The organism is Bacillus sp. T2.9-1 (assembly GCF_950097965.1).
In the GTDB taxonomy this organism is placed as follows: Bacteria; Bacillota; Bacilli; order Bacillales; family Cytobacillaceae; genus Niallia; species Niallia hominis.
Map to the genome: position 1 here is coordinate 1 of NZ_CATNHG010000131.1, position 15,242 is coordinate 15,242.

Annotated in this window: 17 protein-coding genes and 2 other annotated features; of the genes, 7 read left to right on the forward strand and 10 right to left on the reverse strand. The window is 34.7% G+C overall.

All coding sequences use genetic code 11. The features are described 5' to 3' along the window. The first annotated feature begins 131 nt into the window (after window positions 1–131). Window positions 132–605: a thioredoxin family protein gene (locus QQZ16_RS20005; RefSeq protein WP_031535719.1), complete on the forward strand. Its 474-nt coding sequence runs from the start codon at window positions 132–134 to the stop codon at window positions 603–605. An 85-nt stretch (window positions 606–690) separates the two neighbouring features. Here the strand turns inward: QQZ16_RS20005 and QQZ16_RS20010 are convergent, their stop codons facing one another. Beyond that, window positions 691–1,098: a DUF5365 family protein gene (locus QQZ16_RS20010; RefSeq protein WP_031535721.1), complete on the reverse strand. Its 408-nt coding sequence runs from the start codon at window positions 1,096–1,098 to the stop codon at window positions 691–693. Between the two features lie 154 nt (window positions 1,099–1,252). Between QQZ16_RS20010 and QQZ16_RS20015 the strand changes: the two genes are divergently transcribed. Further along, the gene (locus QQZ16_RS20015) at window positions 1,253–2,185 is read left to right on the forward strand and encodes an RluA family pseudouridine synthase (protein WP_235251763.1); all 933 of its coding nucleotides are present in this window, start codon (window positions 1,253–1,255) and stop codon (window positions 2,183–2,185) included. A gap of 46 nt (window positions 2,186–2,231) precedes the next feature. Here QQZ16_RS20015 and QQZ16_RS20020 read toward each other — a convergent pair whose 3' ends face one another. From QQZ16_RS20020 to QQZ16_RS20035, 4 genes are all read right to left on the reverse strand, one after another. Beyond that, entirely contained in the window at window positions 2,232–2,486 is a 255-nt protein-coding gene (locus QQZ16_RS20020) for a GlsB/YeaQ/YmgE family stress response membrane protein (protein WP_031535725.1), read from the reverse strand. Window positions 2,487–2,749: 263 nt separating this feature from the next. After that, window positions 2,750–3,580, reverse strand: coding sequence for an aldo/keto reductase (locus QQZ16_RS20025; RefSeq protein WP_235251764.1), 831 nt, complete (start codon window positions 3,578–3,580; stop codon window positions 2,750–2,752). Between the two features lie 130 nt (window positions 3,581–3,710). Beyond that, complete coding sequence (locus QQZ16_RS20030; protein WP_235251765.1) at window positions 3,711–4,568, reverse strand: SDR family oxidoreductase; 858 nt, start codon at window positions 4,566–4,568, stop codon at window positions 3,711–3,713. A gap of 49 nt (window positions 4,569–4,617) precedes the next feature. Continuing rightward, window positions 4,618–5,124 (reverse strand): GNAT family N-acetyltransferase, encoded by a 507-nt coding sequence (locus QQZ16_RS20035; RefSeq protein ID WP_235251766.1) that lies wholly within the window; start codon window positions 5,122–5,124, stop codon window positions 4,618–4,620. Window positions 5,125–5,400: 276 nt separating this feature from the next. On the opposite strand from QQZ16_RS20035, the gene QQZ16_RS20040 reads away from it, so the two are divergent. Together QQZ16_RS20040 and QQZ16_RS20045 are read left to right on the forward strand one after the other, a co-directional pair. Next, complete coding sequence (locus QQZ16_RS20040; protein WP_016201885.1) at window positions 5,401–6,018, forward strand: DUF47 domain-containing protein; 618 nt, start codon at window positions 5,401–5,403, stop codon at window positions 6,016–6,018. A gap of 14 nt (window positions 6,019–6,032) precedes the next feature. Further along, a complete protein-coding gene (locus QQZ16_RS20045; protein ID WP_031535733.1) occupies window positions 6,033–7,031 on the forward strand; it encodes an inorganic phosphate transporter in 999 nt (332 codons plus the stop codon). Between the two features lie 398 nt (window positions 7,032–7,429). On the opposite strand, the gene QQZ16_RS20050 is transcribed toward QQZ16_RS20045, so the two are convergent. Continuing rightward, window positions 7,430–9,079 (reverse strand): M20/M25/M40 family metallo-hydrolase, encoded by a 1,650-nt coding sequence (locus tag QQZ16_RS20050; RefSeq protein WP_235251767.1) that lies wholly within the window; start codon window positions 9,077–9,079, stop codon window positions 7,430–7,432. A 209-nt stretch (window positions 9,080–9,288) separates the two neighbouring features. On the opposite strand from QQZ16_RS20050, the gene QQZ16_RS20055 reads away from it, so the two are divergent. Continuing rightward, entirely contained in the window at window positions 9,289–9,858 is a 570-nt protein-coding gene (locus QQZ16_RS20055) for a YitT family protein (protein WP_231512507.1), read from the forward strand. Window positions 9,859–9,936: 78 nt separating this feature from the next. On the opposite strand, the gene proC is transcribed toward QQZ16_RS20055, so the two are convergent. The 3 genes from proC to QQZ16_RS20070 form a co-directional block, all read right to left on the reverse strand. Beyond that, on the reverse strand, window positions 9,937–10,746 hold the full coding sequence (proC, locus tag QQZ16_RS20060; RefSeq protein WP_031535740.1) for a pyrroline-5-carboxylate reductase: 810 nt from the start codon (window positions 10,744–10,746) through the stop codon (window positions 9,937–9,939). 92 nt (window positions 10,747–10,838) lie between these two features. Continuing rightward, entirely contained in the window at window positions 10,839–11,156 is a 318-nt protein-coding gene (locus QQZ16_RS20065; RefSeq protein ID WP_235251768.1) for a hypothetical protein, read from the reverse strand. Between the two features lie 46 nt (window positions 11,157–11,202). After that, window positions 11,203–11,409, reverse strand: a complete 207-nt coding sequence (locus QQZ16_RS20070) for a helix-turn-helix transcriptional regulator (protein WP_235251769.1) — start codon at window positions 11,407–11,409, stop codon at window positions 11,203–11,205. 168 nt (window positions 11,410–11,577) lie between these two features. Between QQZ16_RS20070 and QQZ16_RS20075 the strand changes: the two genes are divergently transcribed. Both QQZ16_RS20075 and QQZ16_RS20080 read left to right on the forward strand, forming a co-directional pair. After that, window positions 11,578–11,967, forward strand: a complete 390-nt coding sequence (locus tag QQZ16_RS20075; RefSeq protein ID WP_031535748.1) for a helix-turn-helix domain-containing protein — start codon at window positions 11,578–11,580, stop codon at window positions 11,965–11,967. A gap of 92 nt (window positions 11,968–12,059) precedes the next feature. Then, on the forward strand, window positions 12,060–12,482 hold the full coding sequence (locus tag QQZ16_RS20080; protein WP_235251770.1) for a DUF4395 domain-containing protein: 423 nt from the start codon (window positions 12,060–12,062) through the stop codon (window positions 12,480–12,482). Between the two features lie 51 nt (window positions 12,483–12,533). Here the strand turns inward: QQZ16_RS20080 and thrS are convergent, their stop codons facing one another. Further along, the gene (gene thrS, locus QQZ16_RS20085) at window positions 12,534–14,453 is read right to left on the reverse strand and encodes a threonine--tRNA ligase (protein ID WP_251628424.1); all 1,920 of its coding nucleotides are present in this window, start codon (window positions 14,451–14,453) and stop codon (window positions 12,534–12,536) included. Between the two features lie 44 nt (window positions 14,454–14,497). Beyond that, window positions 14,498–14,725, reverse strand: a binding site (T-box leader). Window positions 14,726–14,760: 35 nt separating this feature from the next. Next, window positions 14,761–14,994: a binding site (T-box leader), on the reverse strand. Window positions 14,995–15,242 lie beyond the last annotated feature (248 nt).

Here is a 15,242-nt window from a genome sequence, read left to right on the forward strand (position 1 = left end):
CTTTTTCAGATAGTGGGGGGCTAGCCCCCCACTATCTGAACTAACATCTATAGAATTATCAAAGAACAATATTTTAATTGGAAATTACCTCGAAAGAGGACTATAAACTTACTATACGAGGAGATGAATAAATGAAAAAGGTAATTTTTTTCTTAGTTTTTATTATTATATTATTTGCAGGAGTAGCCTTTTTATCTAATATGCAAAAAGAAAAAGCAGTAGAAGGAAATTTATATGAAAAAGAGGATTTGGAACCTGAAACAATGGAAATATTAGATGATCCAAATTACCAAAATATTATTGTTCCTGATGCACTCGAGGAAAAATTAAAAACAGAAGAAGATGTTACCGTATACTTCTTTAGTTCAAATTGTGTGTATTGTAAACAGACGACACCAGAATTAATGCCACTTGCAGAGGAATTAGATGTATCGATTGATCAATATAACCTATGGGAATTCGAAGAAGGATGGGATAAGTACAATATTGATTCAACCCCAACAATCGTTCAGTACAAAAATGGAGAAGAAGTAGGTAGAATTAACGGCTATAAAGAACCTGAAGTATTTAGACAGTGGCTAGAAGAATATAGTGTTTCGAAATAGAATTCTTTAAAAATAAGCCGTCGCGGTATAAGCGACGGCTTATTTTAATTCCAGATAGGAATAATAAGTGCAAGCAATAAAAGGTTTATACTAAATACTGATTAGTTGCCTCTGCATACATACTAAAATTTGATTGATTGAAGGAACTTCCATCCTCATTGCGTTTAAAATTGTCTAAATCAAATGGGAAGAAGATATCCAAGTCCTCTAAAATTCGAACATTTTTAGCAAATAGATGTTTATATTTATGTTTATCTTCTGGAGCTTCTAAAATATTCACAAGGGTTTGAAGACTTGCAATTACTTGATAAGATGTTTTTAATGTACTTAATTGCTGTGCTTTGTCGGGAGTGATCGTAAGCACCTTTAACCGTTCAAACTTATTTATTTCCTTATCTGAAAAATAGAAAGGAAATATCTTCGAGTAAAAGGTCTGAATCAGTTCATCAATTCTTTCCTCTTGTGTTGGTGTTGATGCAAAAACTACTTTCATGAAATGAGACACCCTCTTTGTTTCTATTATTACCACTAGTCTACCATATCCCACAAAACCATTTCTGTGGTAATTAAAACCATGATATGATGACTATGTCAAATTTAAACCTATTTTTTTATGTATACTTATAGAGAAGTAAAGGAGATTTTATATGATATTTGAAAAAAAGGGAGATTGGCTTCTGCTCAAAATCCCTCTACAATGGGAAGGATTATTAATTGAAGCATTCTTTTCAGAGGTATTGTTGGCATCAAAAAAACAAATTCATCTGTTTAAAATGGAGAAAAAGGTCCAGTTAAATAACCAAAATGTTCCTTGGAATACGATGCTCAAGAAGGAAGATATTTTAAAAATAAAACTATTTCAGCCACAACCAAATGATATCATTCCGACCTATATGGATTTATCAATCCTTTATGAAGATGATTTTCTGCTCGTTGTTAATAAGCCAGCTTCTATTGATACACATCCACATTCTTCAGAAGATGCGTCTTCATTATTGAATGGAGTTGCCTACCATTTACTTTTGAATGGGGAAGAAAGACCGTTAAAGCATATACATCGCTTAGATCGGGATACAACTGGCTGTGTTTTGTTTGCTAAACACGATTTAATCGCAAACATGCTCGATTATATGTTACGGGAACGAAAAATTAAAAGAACCTATATCGCTCTTGTTCAAGGATTCTTATCACAAAAAAAAGGAACGATTAATAAACCAATAGGGAAGGATAGGCACCACGGAAGCCGAAGAAGAATATCAGAAACAGGACAAACGGCAATCACCCATTTTAAACGAATAAAACAATTGCCAAATGAAGGACTGACACTTATCTCGTGTTCATTGGATACAGGCAGAACCCATCAGATAAGAGTTCATTTAAGCTCCATTCATCATCCTCTTGCTGGCGATATACTATATGGCGGAAAACCGATTTTTAATCGACAAGCACTACATGCGGTAAAACTACAATTCATCCATCCTATCTCTAAGGAGGAAATAACTGTCTTTGCACCTCCATTAGACAAACAGCCAATTTTTCCTAATGCAAACTGGGAAGAAATTTTAAAGGAAACAAAGTAAAAAGGAAATGGGCCAAAAAAGCTCATTTCCTTTCCTTTTATACCTTTTATGTTGTTTTACGCATGCCGCGCATAATTAGACTTAAAATAAAGACTAAAATAACTGCACCAATAATACTTGGAATTATTGCAAAATCTGCAATTGATGGACCCCAATCTCCAAGAATTAATGATCCTAACCATGCACCAACAAAACCAGCTATAATATTTCCAATTACTCCACCAGGAATATCTTTACCAACGATTAATCCCGCTAACCATCCAATAATACCACCTATAATTAATGACCATAGAAATCCCATATATAACACTCCTTTTATTATAGTGTTTAATTTTTTAACATGAGATAGTGAGGAATCATGCTGCAGCTTATTATTTACCCGTACGGTTTTTTTTCACTATCTGCTTGTACTTATATTTACCACCCTTTGATTCTTTTAAACCTACTAAAAACATTCATTTTGTTAGGAAGATTTTGATAATATGTTTCAAAAAAAGATCTACACCATTTTATAATTTGGCATAGATCTTTTGTTCCTATTAAAATAAATAAAAGTGCAAGAAATTAAAAAATCACTTCATCTGGATTACTTCCAAGTCGTTCATTCATATTTAATCGATCTATTTGATCCATTTCTACCAAGCTAAGTTGAAAATCAAATATCTCCGCATTTTCTTTTATTCTTTCTGGATGAATCGATTTTGGAATAATGATGTTTCCATTTTGGAGATGCCAACGTAAAATAACTTGAACTGGTGTCTTGCCATGTTTTTTTGCAATATAGTTAAGGGTTGGTTCATTTACTAATCGACCTTTGGCTATCGGTGACCAGGCTTCAATTTTTATCTCTTTTTGCTGACAGTACTCCCTTAATTTCTCTTGCGAAAGTCTTGGATGGAGTTCAATCTGATTAACGGTTGGAACCTCATTCGCATTTGCTAGCAAATGCTCTAAATGATGTTCCTGAAAATTACTTACTCCAATTGCCTTAACGACTCCTTCGTCATACAGTCTTTCAAGTGCTTTCCATGTTTCGACGTATTTATCTTTTCCTGGCCAATGAATTAAATATAGATCAAGATAGTCCAAATCCAATTTCTTTAAACTCGCTTCAAATGCACGTAGTGTAGAATCATACCCTTGGTCTTCATTCCAAACTTTTGTGGTGATAAATAGAGAATTCCTCAAGACAGCGCTTTCTTTTATCGCTTTACCTACCCCTTCTTCATTCTTATAAATGGCGGCAGTATCGATAGAACGATAGCCAAGTTCCAAAGCTGCTTTTACCGTTTGGATTACTGTCTCTCCTTCTTCTACTTTAAAGACGCCGATACCTAATTGAGGTATCTCTACTCCGTTATGTAGTTTCACTTTATGTTCGATGCTATTGACCAAACAAAACACCCCCAAAATCAGAATTATCCATATAATAACACTTATTTGAATACTTCTCTATAATTTTGATTTAACTTTTTCATATAAATACTCGTTCAATAACCTCTTCTTGCTTCTAACAACAAAAAGACTACTTCTTAATATATTTTGATTTTAAGATAAATAGAACGATTTTCTCCCACCATTTCCAAGGAAGCATGTTCTTTAACAGGATTGTACTTCTCGTTCCTTTCCCAATGACATAGCGCAATCTTGGATGCTTTGTTTGAGCGATCGCAACTACTTTTTTCGCTACTTCCATTGGATCTCCATCCTTTATTCTATTTCTTTGTAAATATGTATCCAATTGTTTCATGTATGAAAAATACGGAGAAGAAGACAAGGTGGATTTTACGGTTACCTTCTTTCCTGTAGTCCAAATATTAGTTTGAAAAGATCCAGGTTCTACAAGAATTACCGGAATAGAAAAAGGAGCCAATTCTAATCTTAAGCTCTCACTCCATCCTTCTAATGCAAACTTAGAAGAGACATATGGTGATAAACCCGGAAATCCAATTTTTCCACTTATACTACTCATATTAATAATCATTCCACTCCCTTTCTCTCTCATGAAAGGAAGTACACTTTGCGTTACACGAATTGCCCCCAAAAAATTTGTTTCCATCTGAAGCTGATATTCATCAATCGGAATTTCCTCAGAAAAACCACCTCCAGCATAGCCAGCATTATTTATCAATAAATCGACTTGTCCAATATCCTGCAACATTAACGTTAAGTTCTCTACCGATTGGGCAGAAGTAATATCCAAAGAGGTGATCTTAATATTGGATATTACCCCTAATTTTGTTGCCGTATCGATTAATTGTTTACCTTTGTTCCTATCTCTCATTGATGCTATAACGATATATTCTGATTTTGCAAATTCTAGTGCCATTAATTGACCAAATCCACTGTTTGCTCCTGTTATTAAGACTACTTGCTTCTCCACTTTTTCACCTTTTTCTTCCTTTATATTACATCCATTATTCGCTTAATACTCATTTATTTTCTTGATATTCCTTCCTTAATATGGACATCATATAAATTGATTGGTAATTATTATTTATTTTTATTGCTTCTCGTTGTAATCCCTCTATCTTAAATCCCTCTGATTCATATAGAGATTTTGCACGGAAGTTGTGATCTACTACCTCGAGCCATAATCGATTTGCATGCATGTCAGTAAAAGCCCATTGTTTTATTAAGTGCAACATTTTTCTTCCATATCCTTTTCCTTTTTCCGAAAAAGCAATTCTTTTTATTTCTATGCTATCATTTTCATCTTCCAATCCATTTATTAGAACATAGCCAACTGGTTTATTCGATAATCTTTCGATAACAAGTAAATGTAATATATTAGGATTATCTGTAAGCGCCCTTTTATGTTCCTGTAAGGACCATTGTAATATATAAGGACTATTAGTAGGATCTTTTTCTGTTTTTCGCACATAAGTTAATTCTGTCTCTTGTGTTTTTCGAATAAGAATCGTGTCATCGATTAACACGGTACCTCCTCCTCCCTAGGAATTATGTTATTACTATATTCTAGAATAACAAATTGGACACGGTTGTTAGGAAAGGAGAAATCGAAGGGAATATCACTAAAAATGTTAAATTAGTGCAAACTTTGTAAATATGTAAGGCTATTTTCTTAAAATTTCGTAAATCAAATATTAAGATTTTGTAAATTTATTAAAAAAACACTAGGCTATTCGACAAGTTTCCTATAAAATATGTAAGGCTTAGTCATAATTTGTTATATATTAATGGAGGTAACCGCAATGGTTTTTAAAAAACAAGATAAGTTTGCTGTTATGTTAAAAAATATCGCTTCAAATTTAAAAGAAGGAGCAGACTTTTTTGCTGACTATAAATTGACAAATGTTAGCGATTTAAAAACTTTTTCTGAAACAATGAAAGAAATCGAAACAAAAGGTGATACATATGTTCATGAAGTAATCACTGAATTAAATAAAGCATTTATTACACCGATTGAAAGAGAAGACATACTAGCTCTTACGATGAGTATGGATGATGTATTAGATGGTTTAGAGCATACTGCAGCACTATTTGAAATGTACAATATTATTAGTGCAGATGAATATATGCTTCGCTTTGTGGAAGAAATAAAGAATTGTGCAGTTGAAATTGACAAAGCAGTAGACCTACTTACAACAAAGAAATTACCTAAAATTAGAGAGTATGCTATTAGAATTAAAGATCATGAATCAAAATGTGATGGCATTTTACGACAATCTATTAAAAATCTGTTCTCTGTAGAAAAAGATCCAATTCGCATTATCCAATATAAAGAAGTTTATGAAAATCTTGAGGATATTGCAGATTACTGTCAAAGTGTTGCAAACACACTTGAAAGTATTATTATGAAGAACGCGTAAGGAGTCTTTTTCCAATGAATACATTATTAATACTTACTATATTAATCGTTGTCTTTGCATTAGCATTTGACTTTATCAATGGCTTCCATGATACAGCCAACTCCATTGCGACTGCAGTGTCAACAAAAGCATTAAAACCAAAGCATGCGATTATTATGGCAGCATGTATGAACTTTGTTGGTGCAATGACATTTACAGGCGTTGCAAAAACAATTACAAAGGGGATTGTAGACCCATTTGCTTTAACAAATGGTTCACTCGTTATCCTTGCTGCATTGATTTCTGCAATTATATGGAATTTGGTTACATGGTATTTCGGAATACCAAGTAGCTCATCCCATGCAATTATTGGGTCAATCGCTGGAGCTGCTATTGCTTCATCTGGATTCTCATCGCTTAATTATACTGGTTTTATTAAAATTATTGAGGCATTGATTCTCTCACCAATCATCGCCTTTGTTGTTGGATTTATCATATACTCCATTTTTAAATTCTTCTTTAGGGATTTAAATTTAACAAAAACAAATAGACGGTTCCGTTATTTTCAAATATTCACAGCAGCATTGCAATCTTATACACATGGAACTAATGACGCTCAAAAAGCAATGGGAATTATCACAATGGCATTATTAGCTAATAATTATGTTTCAACTGGTGATGTGCCATTTTGGGTGCAATTAGCATGTGCTACTGCAATGGGACTCGGAACTTCTGTCGGTGGATGGAGAATTATTAAAACAGTTGGTGGAAATATTATGAAAATCCGACCAGTAAATGGCGTTGCAGCTGATTTATCAGGGGCAATGATTATTTTCGGATCAACTTTAATTCATCTTCCAGTTAGTACAACCCATGTTATTTCTTCTTCTATTCTTGGTGTTGGATCAGCACACCGCTTAAAAGGGGTTAAATGGGGAACAGCACAACGAATGATTATTACATGGGTAATTACATTGCCAATTTCAGCAAGCATCGCTGCAATTTGTTACTACATTCTTCATTTCTTTTTTTAATAAAAAAAATTTAGTACTATAACTAAAGCAAAAAGAGGCTGGGACATAAACATTTCAGCTAACAATAAATACGAACGATTATGCGGTAAGTTTACATAATTGTTCGTATTTATTTTTTGGGGAAAAGGTTTAAAAATGAAGTGAAATGGAGCGGAGGACGGTCGACTCCTGCGGGAAATAGAGGAAAGGCTGAGACCCCGCAGCGCAGCGAGGAGGCTCAGCTTCCTCCCCGGCGCATCGACCGTCTGTAGCGCAATGGAACGACTTAGTTTTTTCTTGACTATATTTAAAACATAGATAACCCTCTTGAAAAAGTAGCTTTATTTAAGAGCTAAATTAGAGATTGTTCGTCTTTATAGATTAGTTATTTAGGGATTTGTCCCAGCCTCTTTTTTATTTTAAAGTGTAAGTAATCTCTCTGTAACCTTTCTAATAAGTAAAGGCAAAGTTTGAAAAGTATAGGGTTTATATACTCTTTCCGTCCATTTATGTCCCCCTTTTCCATATACACCAATGTTAAGAGCAGGAATATTTAGACTCTGCATTTTTCCCAAATCTAATGGAAATAATTCATTCATTCCTGGAAAATTTGCGACCACTGTTTCAATCTCTGTTTGATTCCCATTAAATGCTAAGAAGCTACCGTCACATAAATAAGGGAAATACCCTCTTAACGGAAATACTTCCTTGTACTCCTCTTCCGCCTCTTGTAACACTTCTTCCAATACTTCTTTTAAATAAACGGACTGTTCATCCGTTTGTAACGTATTAGATGGTAAGAATGGTGTAGCAAAAAACAGAATAACCCGAGGCTTCTTTTCTGGATCTAATTGCTGTAAGCCTTCTACTAGTTCAAAAGCTTTTAATCGATCATCTAAATCTTCCGGCAAGCTTTTTAGTAAGCTATTCAAGTGCTTTTCTGGTTCTTCTCCATGCTCCTTTAAATACTCTATATATTCTTGAATTGTCATCACATCTGTTTTCCAGTTAATCGACCGTTCTGGGAGATTATTCGCTTTACAAAATGCAGTGTAGTTATTCGCTAATTTGTTCTCTATCTTTACACATGCAGTTTGGGCGATCCTTTTTAAGGAGACTAATACATCACTTGGTGTTTTTTTATAAATAATATAATTAAAATACATTCTGATACTAACAGGTGTTTGAACATTATAGCTTTGCTTACTCTCTTTCATAAACAAACAGCTAGGCGGTAGGACTAATTCATTATCCAGCTTTTCTGCTAGAGAAAAATTTTGATTAATGCTTCTATTAATCTCTGAAGCAATTAATGTCGGGTCAATCCCAAGCAAGCTTTCGCCAACATGTGCCTCTCTTCCTAAAATAGAAAAACAGGGCAATAACTTTCCTGCTCCCCCACAATATACATATTTTGTTTGATCTCCATTGTATAAAGGCGAAATGAAATCATTATTAATAGCAGCTACATAGGATAATCCTCTTTCTTGTTGAAGACGAACGAGTTCACCTAAAGCTCCTCTAATGCCAACATGCTGATTCTCCTCATCGGCATTGAATAGGATTAGAATATTTCCATCAAGCTTTTCTCGATGATTCATGTAATAGAGAATATTTGCTAGATGAATACTTATTCCACTTTGCATATCAAGAGAACCTCTCCCAAACATCCAATCTCCGCTTCGGGCATCGTGTCTAGCCTCTTCATCCCCATCATAGCTTTTAAAAAATGCTGCTAGTTTATCCGGATCATGAGCAATGTCCTTTAGCTTTCCATAATCTTCTATCCCTACAGTATCTACATGTGCATGGTAAATCACCGTTTCTTTTTTATTTGAATTGCCTTGTAAAAAAGCCCATACATTTATCCGTTCATCCCCTTCTATGTCCTGCTTCCATACATAATCTGGATAATCTTGAAAATAAGGAAAGGAGGCAATTATTTCATATAAATAGTTAGCCTTGTCTAATTCTCCTGCTGTTCCACTATAGCTTTCCATTTCAATAAGTCTTTTTGTCAAAAATTCTACTTGTTGTGCTAATGTTAAAGATGCCAATTGATTATACATACCTTCATCCCCTGGTTTTTCTTTAGTTTTAAGTTTATTGCTATTCTATCTATCTGACAACCTATTTTTCTGTCTATTCAAATTATTATATATAATAGTAGACTCTCTTATTAAAATATTTTTCCCTTCCACATACCCCCTTCTATTTTTCTTCTTTTTCACATAGATATGAATAAAATGGACAAGAAAAGTTAGGATGATGTTTAGTGATGGAAAAAATCGCTGCCATTTTTGTCGGGAGCTTACTAATAGGCATTGGGGTTAATGGGTTTTTAGTGCCTCATCATCTTCTAGATGGAGGTATTATTGGAATTGGGCTTATCCTTCATTATCACTATGACATTCCAACAGGTCTTTCGATGATGATTTTAAGTTTACCCTTGTATATACTTGTTTGGTTTTATAATAAGGATTATTTCATTTATGGAATTTTCGGATTTCTTACTTCTTCTTTTTCTATTGACGTACTTTCTTTTTTACGAGAAATCTTCTCGCTAAATCTTGTATTAAGTGCTATTCTCGGTGGAGTAATTATTGGAGTTGGGATTGGGGTTATGCTTCGATTTGAGACAAGCACCGGGGGAACAGACCTTCTTGCCCAAGTGCTTGCAAATATCCTATCCATTCATGTGGGAATCATCATCTTTTTAATAGACGGTATAGTTTTATTAAGTGGCTATAAAATTGTCGGTATTCCTACACTTATAGCCTCTTTTATGACTATTTTCTGTGTCGCTATCTTTACGACATTATTGTCAAAAAAGAAGATTTCCATCTAGTTTTGAATGGATATAAAAAAAATTAGTAGGAGAATCACCGTTCCCTATTCCTACTAATTTTTCAGATAAATTCCATAGCTATTTTTGCATGTTTTTATTTTTCAGGTCACAGCTTTCCATTGCCGCTAAAATTGTCCCTCTAAATTGATGCTGTTCTAACGTAGTGATTGCTTCAATCGTTGCTCCACCAGGTGTGCATACTTCATCTTTTAATACCCCAGGATGCTTGCCTGTTTCTAAAACCATCTTCGCAGCACCTAAAACAGATTGGGCAGCCAATTTATAAGCTTTATCTCTTGGAATCCCACTACGGACACCGCCATCTGCCAATGCTTCAATAAACATATACACATATGCTGGAGAAGAGCCGCTAATGGCTGGAATAGAATCCATTAAACTTTCTTCTACCAGTTCTACTTTTCCAAATGATGCAAACATATCTTTTATAAAAGCAATGTCCTTTTCGTTCATCCGATCATTTGCACAAAATACAGTCATCCCTTCTCCTACAAGGGAAGGAGTATTTGGCATAGAGCGAATAACCTTTATTTGCTTGGACATTTGAGATTCTATGTATGCTATATCAATTCCAGCAGCAACTGTAACAATGATTGTTTCTTCCTTCACATAAGAGGAGATTTCTTGTAACACCTCTCCATATAAATGTGGTTTAACCGCAACAATTAGAACATCCGCATAACTTGCTACTTGTTTATTATCCAAGGTAGTTTCTATTTGAAAAGCTTCCTTAACATTTTGTGCGCTCTCTGCCGACTTTGTGCTTGCCAAAATTTCTTCTCTCTTCGCAAAAGAAGATTGAAGCATTCCATTTACCATCGCCTGGGCCATTTTTCCACACCCAATAAAACCAACATTTCTTTTTTTCACTCTGATCTTCCTCTCTCGTTAGTCTCTTTACTTTTACATAGTACGAGAAGAAAATCAACCAAACCTTCAAATCTTTTGAGTAAATAGAATAATTAACACATAATTTTTGGACCATTTTTCCTTTGATACCCCTGCTTGATCTGTTCCATTCTAATTGCTTCTTTCATACATAAATTTCCCTTCTCTGAATGAAATGATAGTAAACTAATCCCAAATTCAATCAATGATACAAGAATAATTTCCATTTCCATTCCATCTAGCTTTAATGTACAATCGTTGCTTGTTGTTACTTTCTCGCTTACCATTTCTAAAATGAATAGAATTCCTTTGGATGCATTTCTTATACTAAAATCCAACGCCTCTTTTATTAATAAAAGATTTTCCTCGGTTACGTATATTTGCTCCTTCACTATAAACCTCCTTCATACCTATTAAATTCTATTCTTATTGCGAAAATCATTTAACTATATAATCTGGAAGAAAAACTTCGTCTGGTGTTTTGGAAAAAATACTAGATATCTGTACTGCTTGTTCATAAGATAATCCTCGTTTGCCATTCTCAATTTGCCAATAATATGATTTTGTAATGCCTAGCTTATCAGCCATCATTTGATAGGTATAGCCGTATTGCTTTCTTATGATACGCAGTGTATTCCGATGCATTTTTTTACACCCCATCTACCAATCATCTTTTTTCCTTTTATTAAAATTATACGTAAACCAGTAGTTTACTTCAATATAAAATTCCGTATTTGTTAACAAATATTCATCATTTACTGTTAGCTATTTGTTAACATATAATAGAGGTATCGAAATGAGGAGCTGATTCAGATGAATTTTCCAGAAAGATTGAGGTATTTACGTAAGTCAGCAAACATTTCTCAACAAACGCTTGGGGATGCAATGAATGTGACAAAGGTATCTATCTCAGGGTATGAAACAGGTAATCGAAAACCTGATACAGACACATTACAAAAACTTGCTGATTATTTTGATGTAAGCATTGATTATCTCCTTGGCCGCTCAGAGACAAAGGAAGCAAGAGCATCCTATCAAACGGCAGAAAAGGAAATTACGATAGAAGAAGCTTTACTCCTTTCTCAATTACAGAAATATCCATCTATGTATAATCATTTAATAACTGACCCAGAAAAAACGGTTCTTCAGCTGTATAGACTATGGAGTTTTTTAGAAGAAGAGAAGCAGAATAAAAACTTGTAAGAATGTTAACCTTACAAGTTTTTATTTATTCTTAACAAATTACTTATAAGAGCGTATAATATACATAATTCTTATAAGAAAGGTTGGTTTTTGTGACTACTCTAGCGAAAACAATTCCACAGCCATTAGTTCGTACTAATCAATGGATTATTTTTCTTTCTGTTTTACTTAGTTTATTTATGCAGCAATACTGGATTTTGCTTATACCTCTTTTAGCAGGATTAGGAGGTTTATTGTTCCAATGGAATCCCATTATGAAACTAGCCAGCTTGTTTCTCCAAAAGCCAAGGAAGGAATACCGTCAAGAAGACTGGGATCAACAACAGTTTAACCAAATAATTGCTGTAGTATGTTTGGCTGTTGGCTCTATTTCCTTTTTCCTTAACTGGACCATCGTCGGCTACATCTTTACAATTATGGTTTGGGTCGCTTCTATCGTTGCCATCCTCGGATTTTGCATCGGCTGTTTTATCCGATTTCAATGGAAAAGATATCAATATAACCGTAGCCTGTAAATAGAAAATGCATAGGGATTCCATATAACTCAAATAGAATCCCTTCCTATTTTACAGACTTCTTTCTTTAATTTGCTTTTCTATCCTATGTTTGAATGTTTCTATAGATAGTCCTTCAGAATCCGCTTCTCCATACTTTCTTACATTTACTTTATTTTGTTCTTTTTCTTTATCCCCGAGTACTAATATATATGGTATCTTTTGCATTTGTGCTGCTCTGATTTTATACCCTAATTTTTCGTTGCTGTCCTCAATCTTCACTCTTATCCCCGCTTCCTTTAAAGCAGATTGAACTTCTAGGCAATAATCTAAGTGAACAGTTGAGACTGGAATAATTTCAACCTGTGTGGGGGCAAGCCAAACAGGAAAGGCACCTGCAAAATGTTCAATGAGTATTCCAAAGAATCGATCAATTGACCCATATATAGCACGGTGAATAACAACGGGACAGACTTTTTCATTGTTCTCATTTATATAAGCTAGGTTAAAAAGCTTTGGCATTTGAAAATCAAGCTGAATTGTTGCACATTGATGACTTCTTTTTAAAGCATCCTTTATATGAAAATCAATTTTCGGACCGTAGAATGCTCCATCTCCTTCATTAAGAATATATTCTATTTCAAGATGTTCTAAAACATTTTTTAATGCACCTTCTGCCAATTCCCAGATGTCATCCCCTTCCAACGAATCTTCTGGTCTAGTAGAGAGTTCCACAGTATAGGCAAATCCAAAAGTACGATAGACTTTATCAATTAATTGAAAGATGTTTTTTATCTCCTCTTCGATTTGATCTTCTCTTACAAACAGATGGGCATCGTCTTGGCAAAATGTACGAACACGAAGCATCCCGTTTAGTGCACCACTGTATTCATGACGGTGTACCTGACCAAATTCAGCTAATCGAATGGGCAAATCACGATAAGAATAGAGACTATTTTTGAATATAAGCATATGCCCCGGACAATTCATCGGCTTTAATGCAAATTTTTGTTCATCTACTTCGGAAAAATACATATTTTCATGGTAATGATCCCAATGACCTGATTGCTTCCACATTCGCTCATTCATCATCAACGGAGTCCTCACTTCTTCATAACTAGCCTCTCCTTGAAGATCTCTTGAAAATTGCTCTAATTCATTGCGAATAATTTGTCCTTTCGGTAAGTAAAACGGCATGCCAGGTGACTCTTCTGAAAACATAAACAGCTCCAATTGTTTTCCTAGCTTGCGATGATCCCTTTTAGCAGCTTCTTCTATCATCTCTAGGTATTCCGCTAATTCCTGCCGACTCGAAAATGCAACTCCATATACTCGCTGCAATACTTCGTTCTCACTATCCCCTCTCCAGTAAGCACCAGATACACGCATTAATTTAAATGCTTTAATAAAACCTGTAGAGGGAAGATGAGTGCCACGGCATAAATCAATAAACTCTCCTTGTTGATAGAGGGAAATCGGTTCATTTTTTGGTATTGCCTCTAAAAGCTCCAGTTTAAACTTCTCCTCCTTTTCTTGAAAAAGCTCGTTTGCTTTCTCATATGATACCTCTTTTCGAATAAAGGGAAGATTTTCCTTGATAATTTTTTTCATCTCTGTTTCAATAGCTTCTAAATCATTGACCGTTAAACGATGGTCAAGCTTCATATCATAATAAAAGCCGTCCTCTACAACTGGTCCGATTGCAAGCTGAACATTCGGATACAATCTTTTCACCGCTTGTGCCATTACATGGGCGCTGGAATGGCGCATAATAGAAACACCCTCTCGGGAATCTATTGTTATAATAGACAAATGTACATCTTCCTCTATGCGATGACTTCTATCTACAATCCATTCGTCATTTATCTTTGCACCAACTGCTTTCTTCTTCAAACTTACACTTATAGACTCAGCAATTTCAGCGACCGTACTCCCCTTCGGAAAATCCTTGCTATTTCCATCTGCTAATACTACCTTAATCATTTTGTTCACTCCTCTTTTTGTTTTTGGGTATAAAAAAAACACTCATCCCTAAAGAAAGGGACGAGTGTCTTTACCCGTGGTTCCACCCAAATTCCCATGAAAAAACACAGTGGTTTTCTTATGGCTTGGTGCAGTAACGTTGCATAAACGATATTGACTACTTCTAGTTCACCAATATAGCTCAAAGGTGGTAAATTATTTCCCTTTGCTAGGAAGCTCTCACCTGTTCTTCCCTCTCTGATAACAGTAAAAATAATTCATGTCCTTTTCATTGCTTTATTATAAAATTGAAAACAAAAAACGCACTCATCCCGAAAGAAGGGACGAGTGCATTTACCCGTGGTTCCACCCAATTTCCCATAAAAAAAACATATAAAGGTTTTCTCATGGCTTGGAGCAATAACGCTTGCATCTACGGCATTGGATACTAATAGGTTCCCCAATGCTACTCAAAGGTGGTAAGTTACTTATTCTGCGTTAGGAAGTTTTCAGCAATTCTTCCCTCTCTGGAAACCGAAATAGTAGCCCATGTCCTTATCAAAGCTTCTAATAATCAATTTTTTAACATTCTATTATAGAATGGAAATATTTGCAACCATTATTTCATTAAAATTATTCACCTAAGAAAATATTTAGTATGTTTTTCCTTTATTAACAGAACCTTTTCAGCGAATCAAAACCACCAGTGTGAACTGGTGGTTTGCTCTGCGGCTAAAAGCCTCTCTTACCGGCCTCGGCCTTAAAGGCCCACTGAAAAGGTTTCCCTTCTGCACCACATTCACTCACCAATTCTAAAGA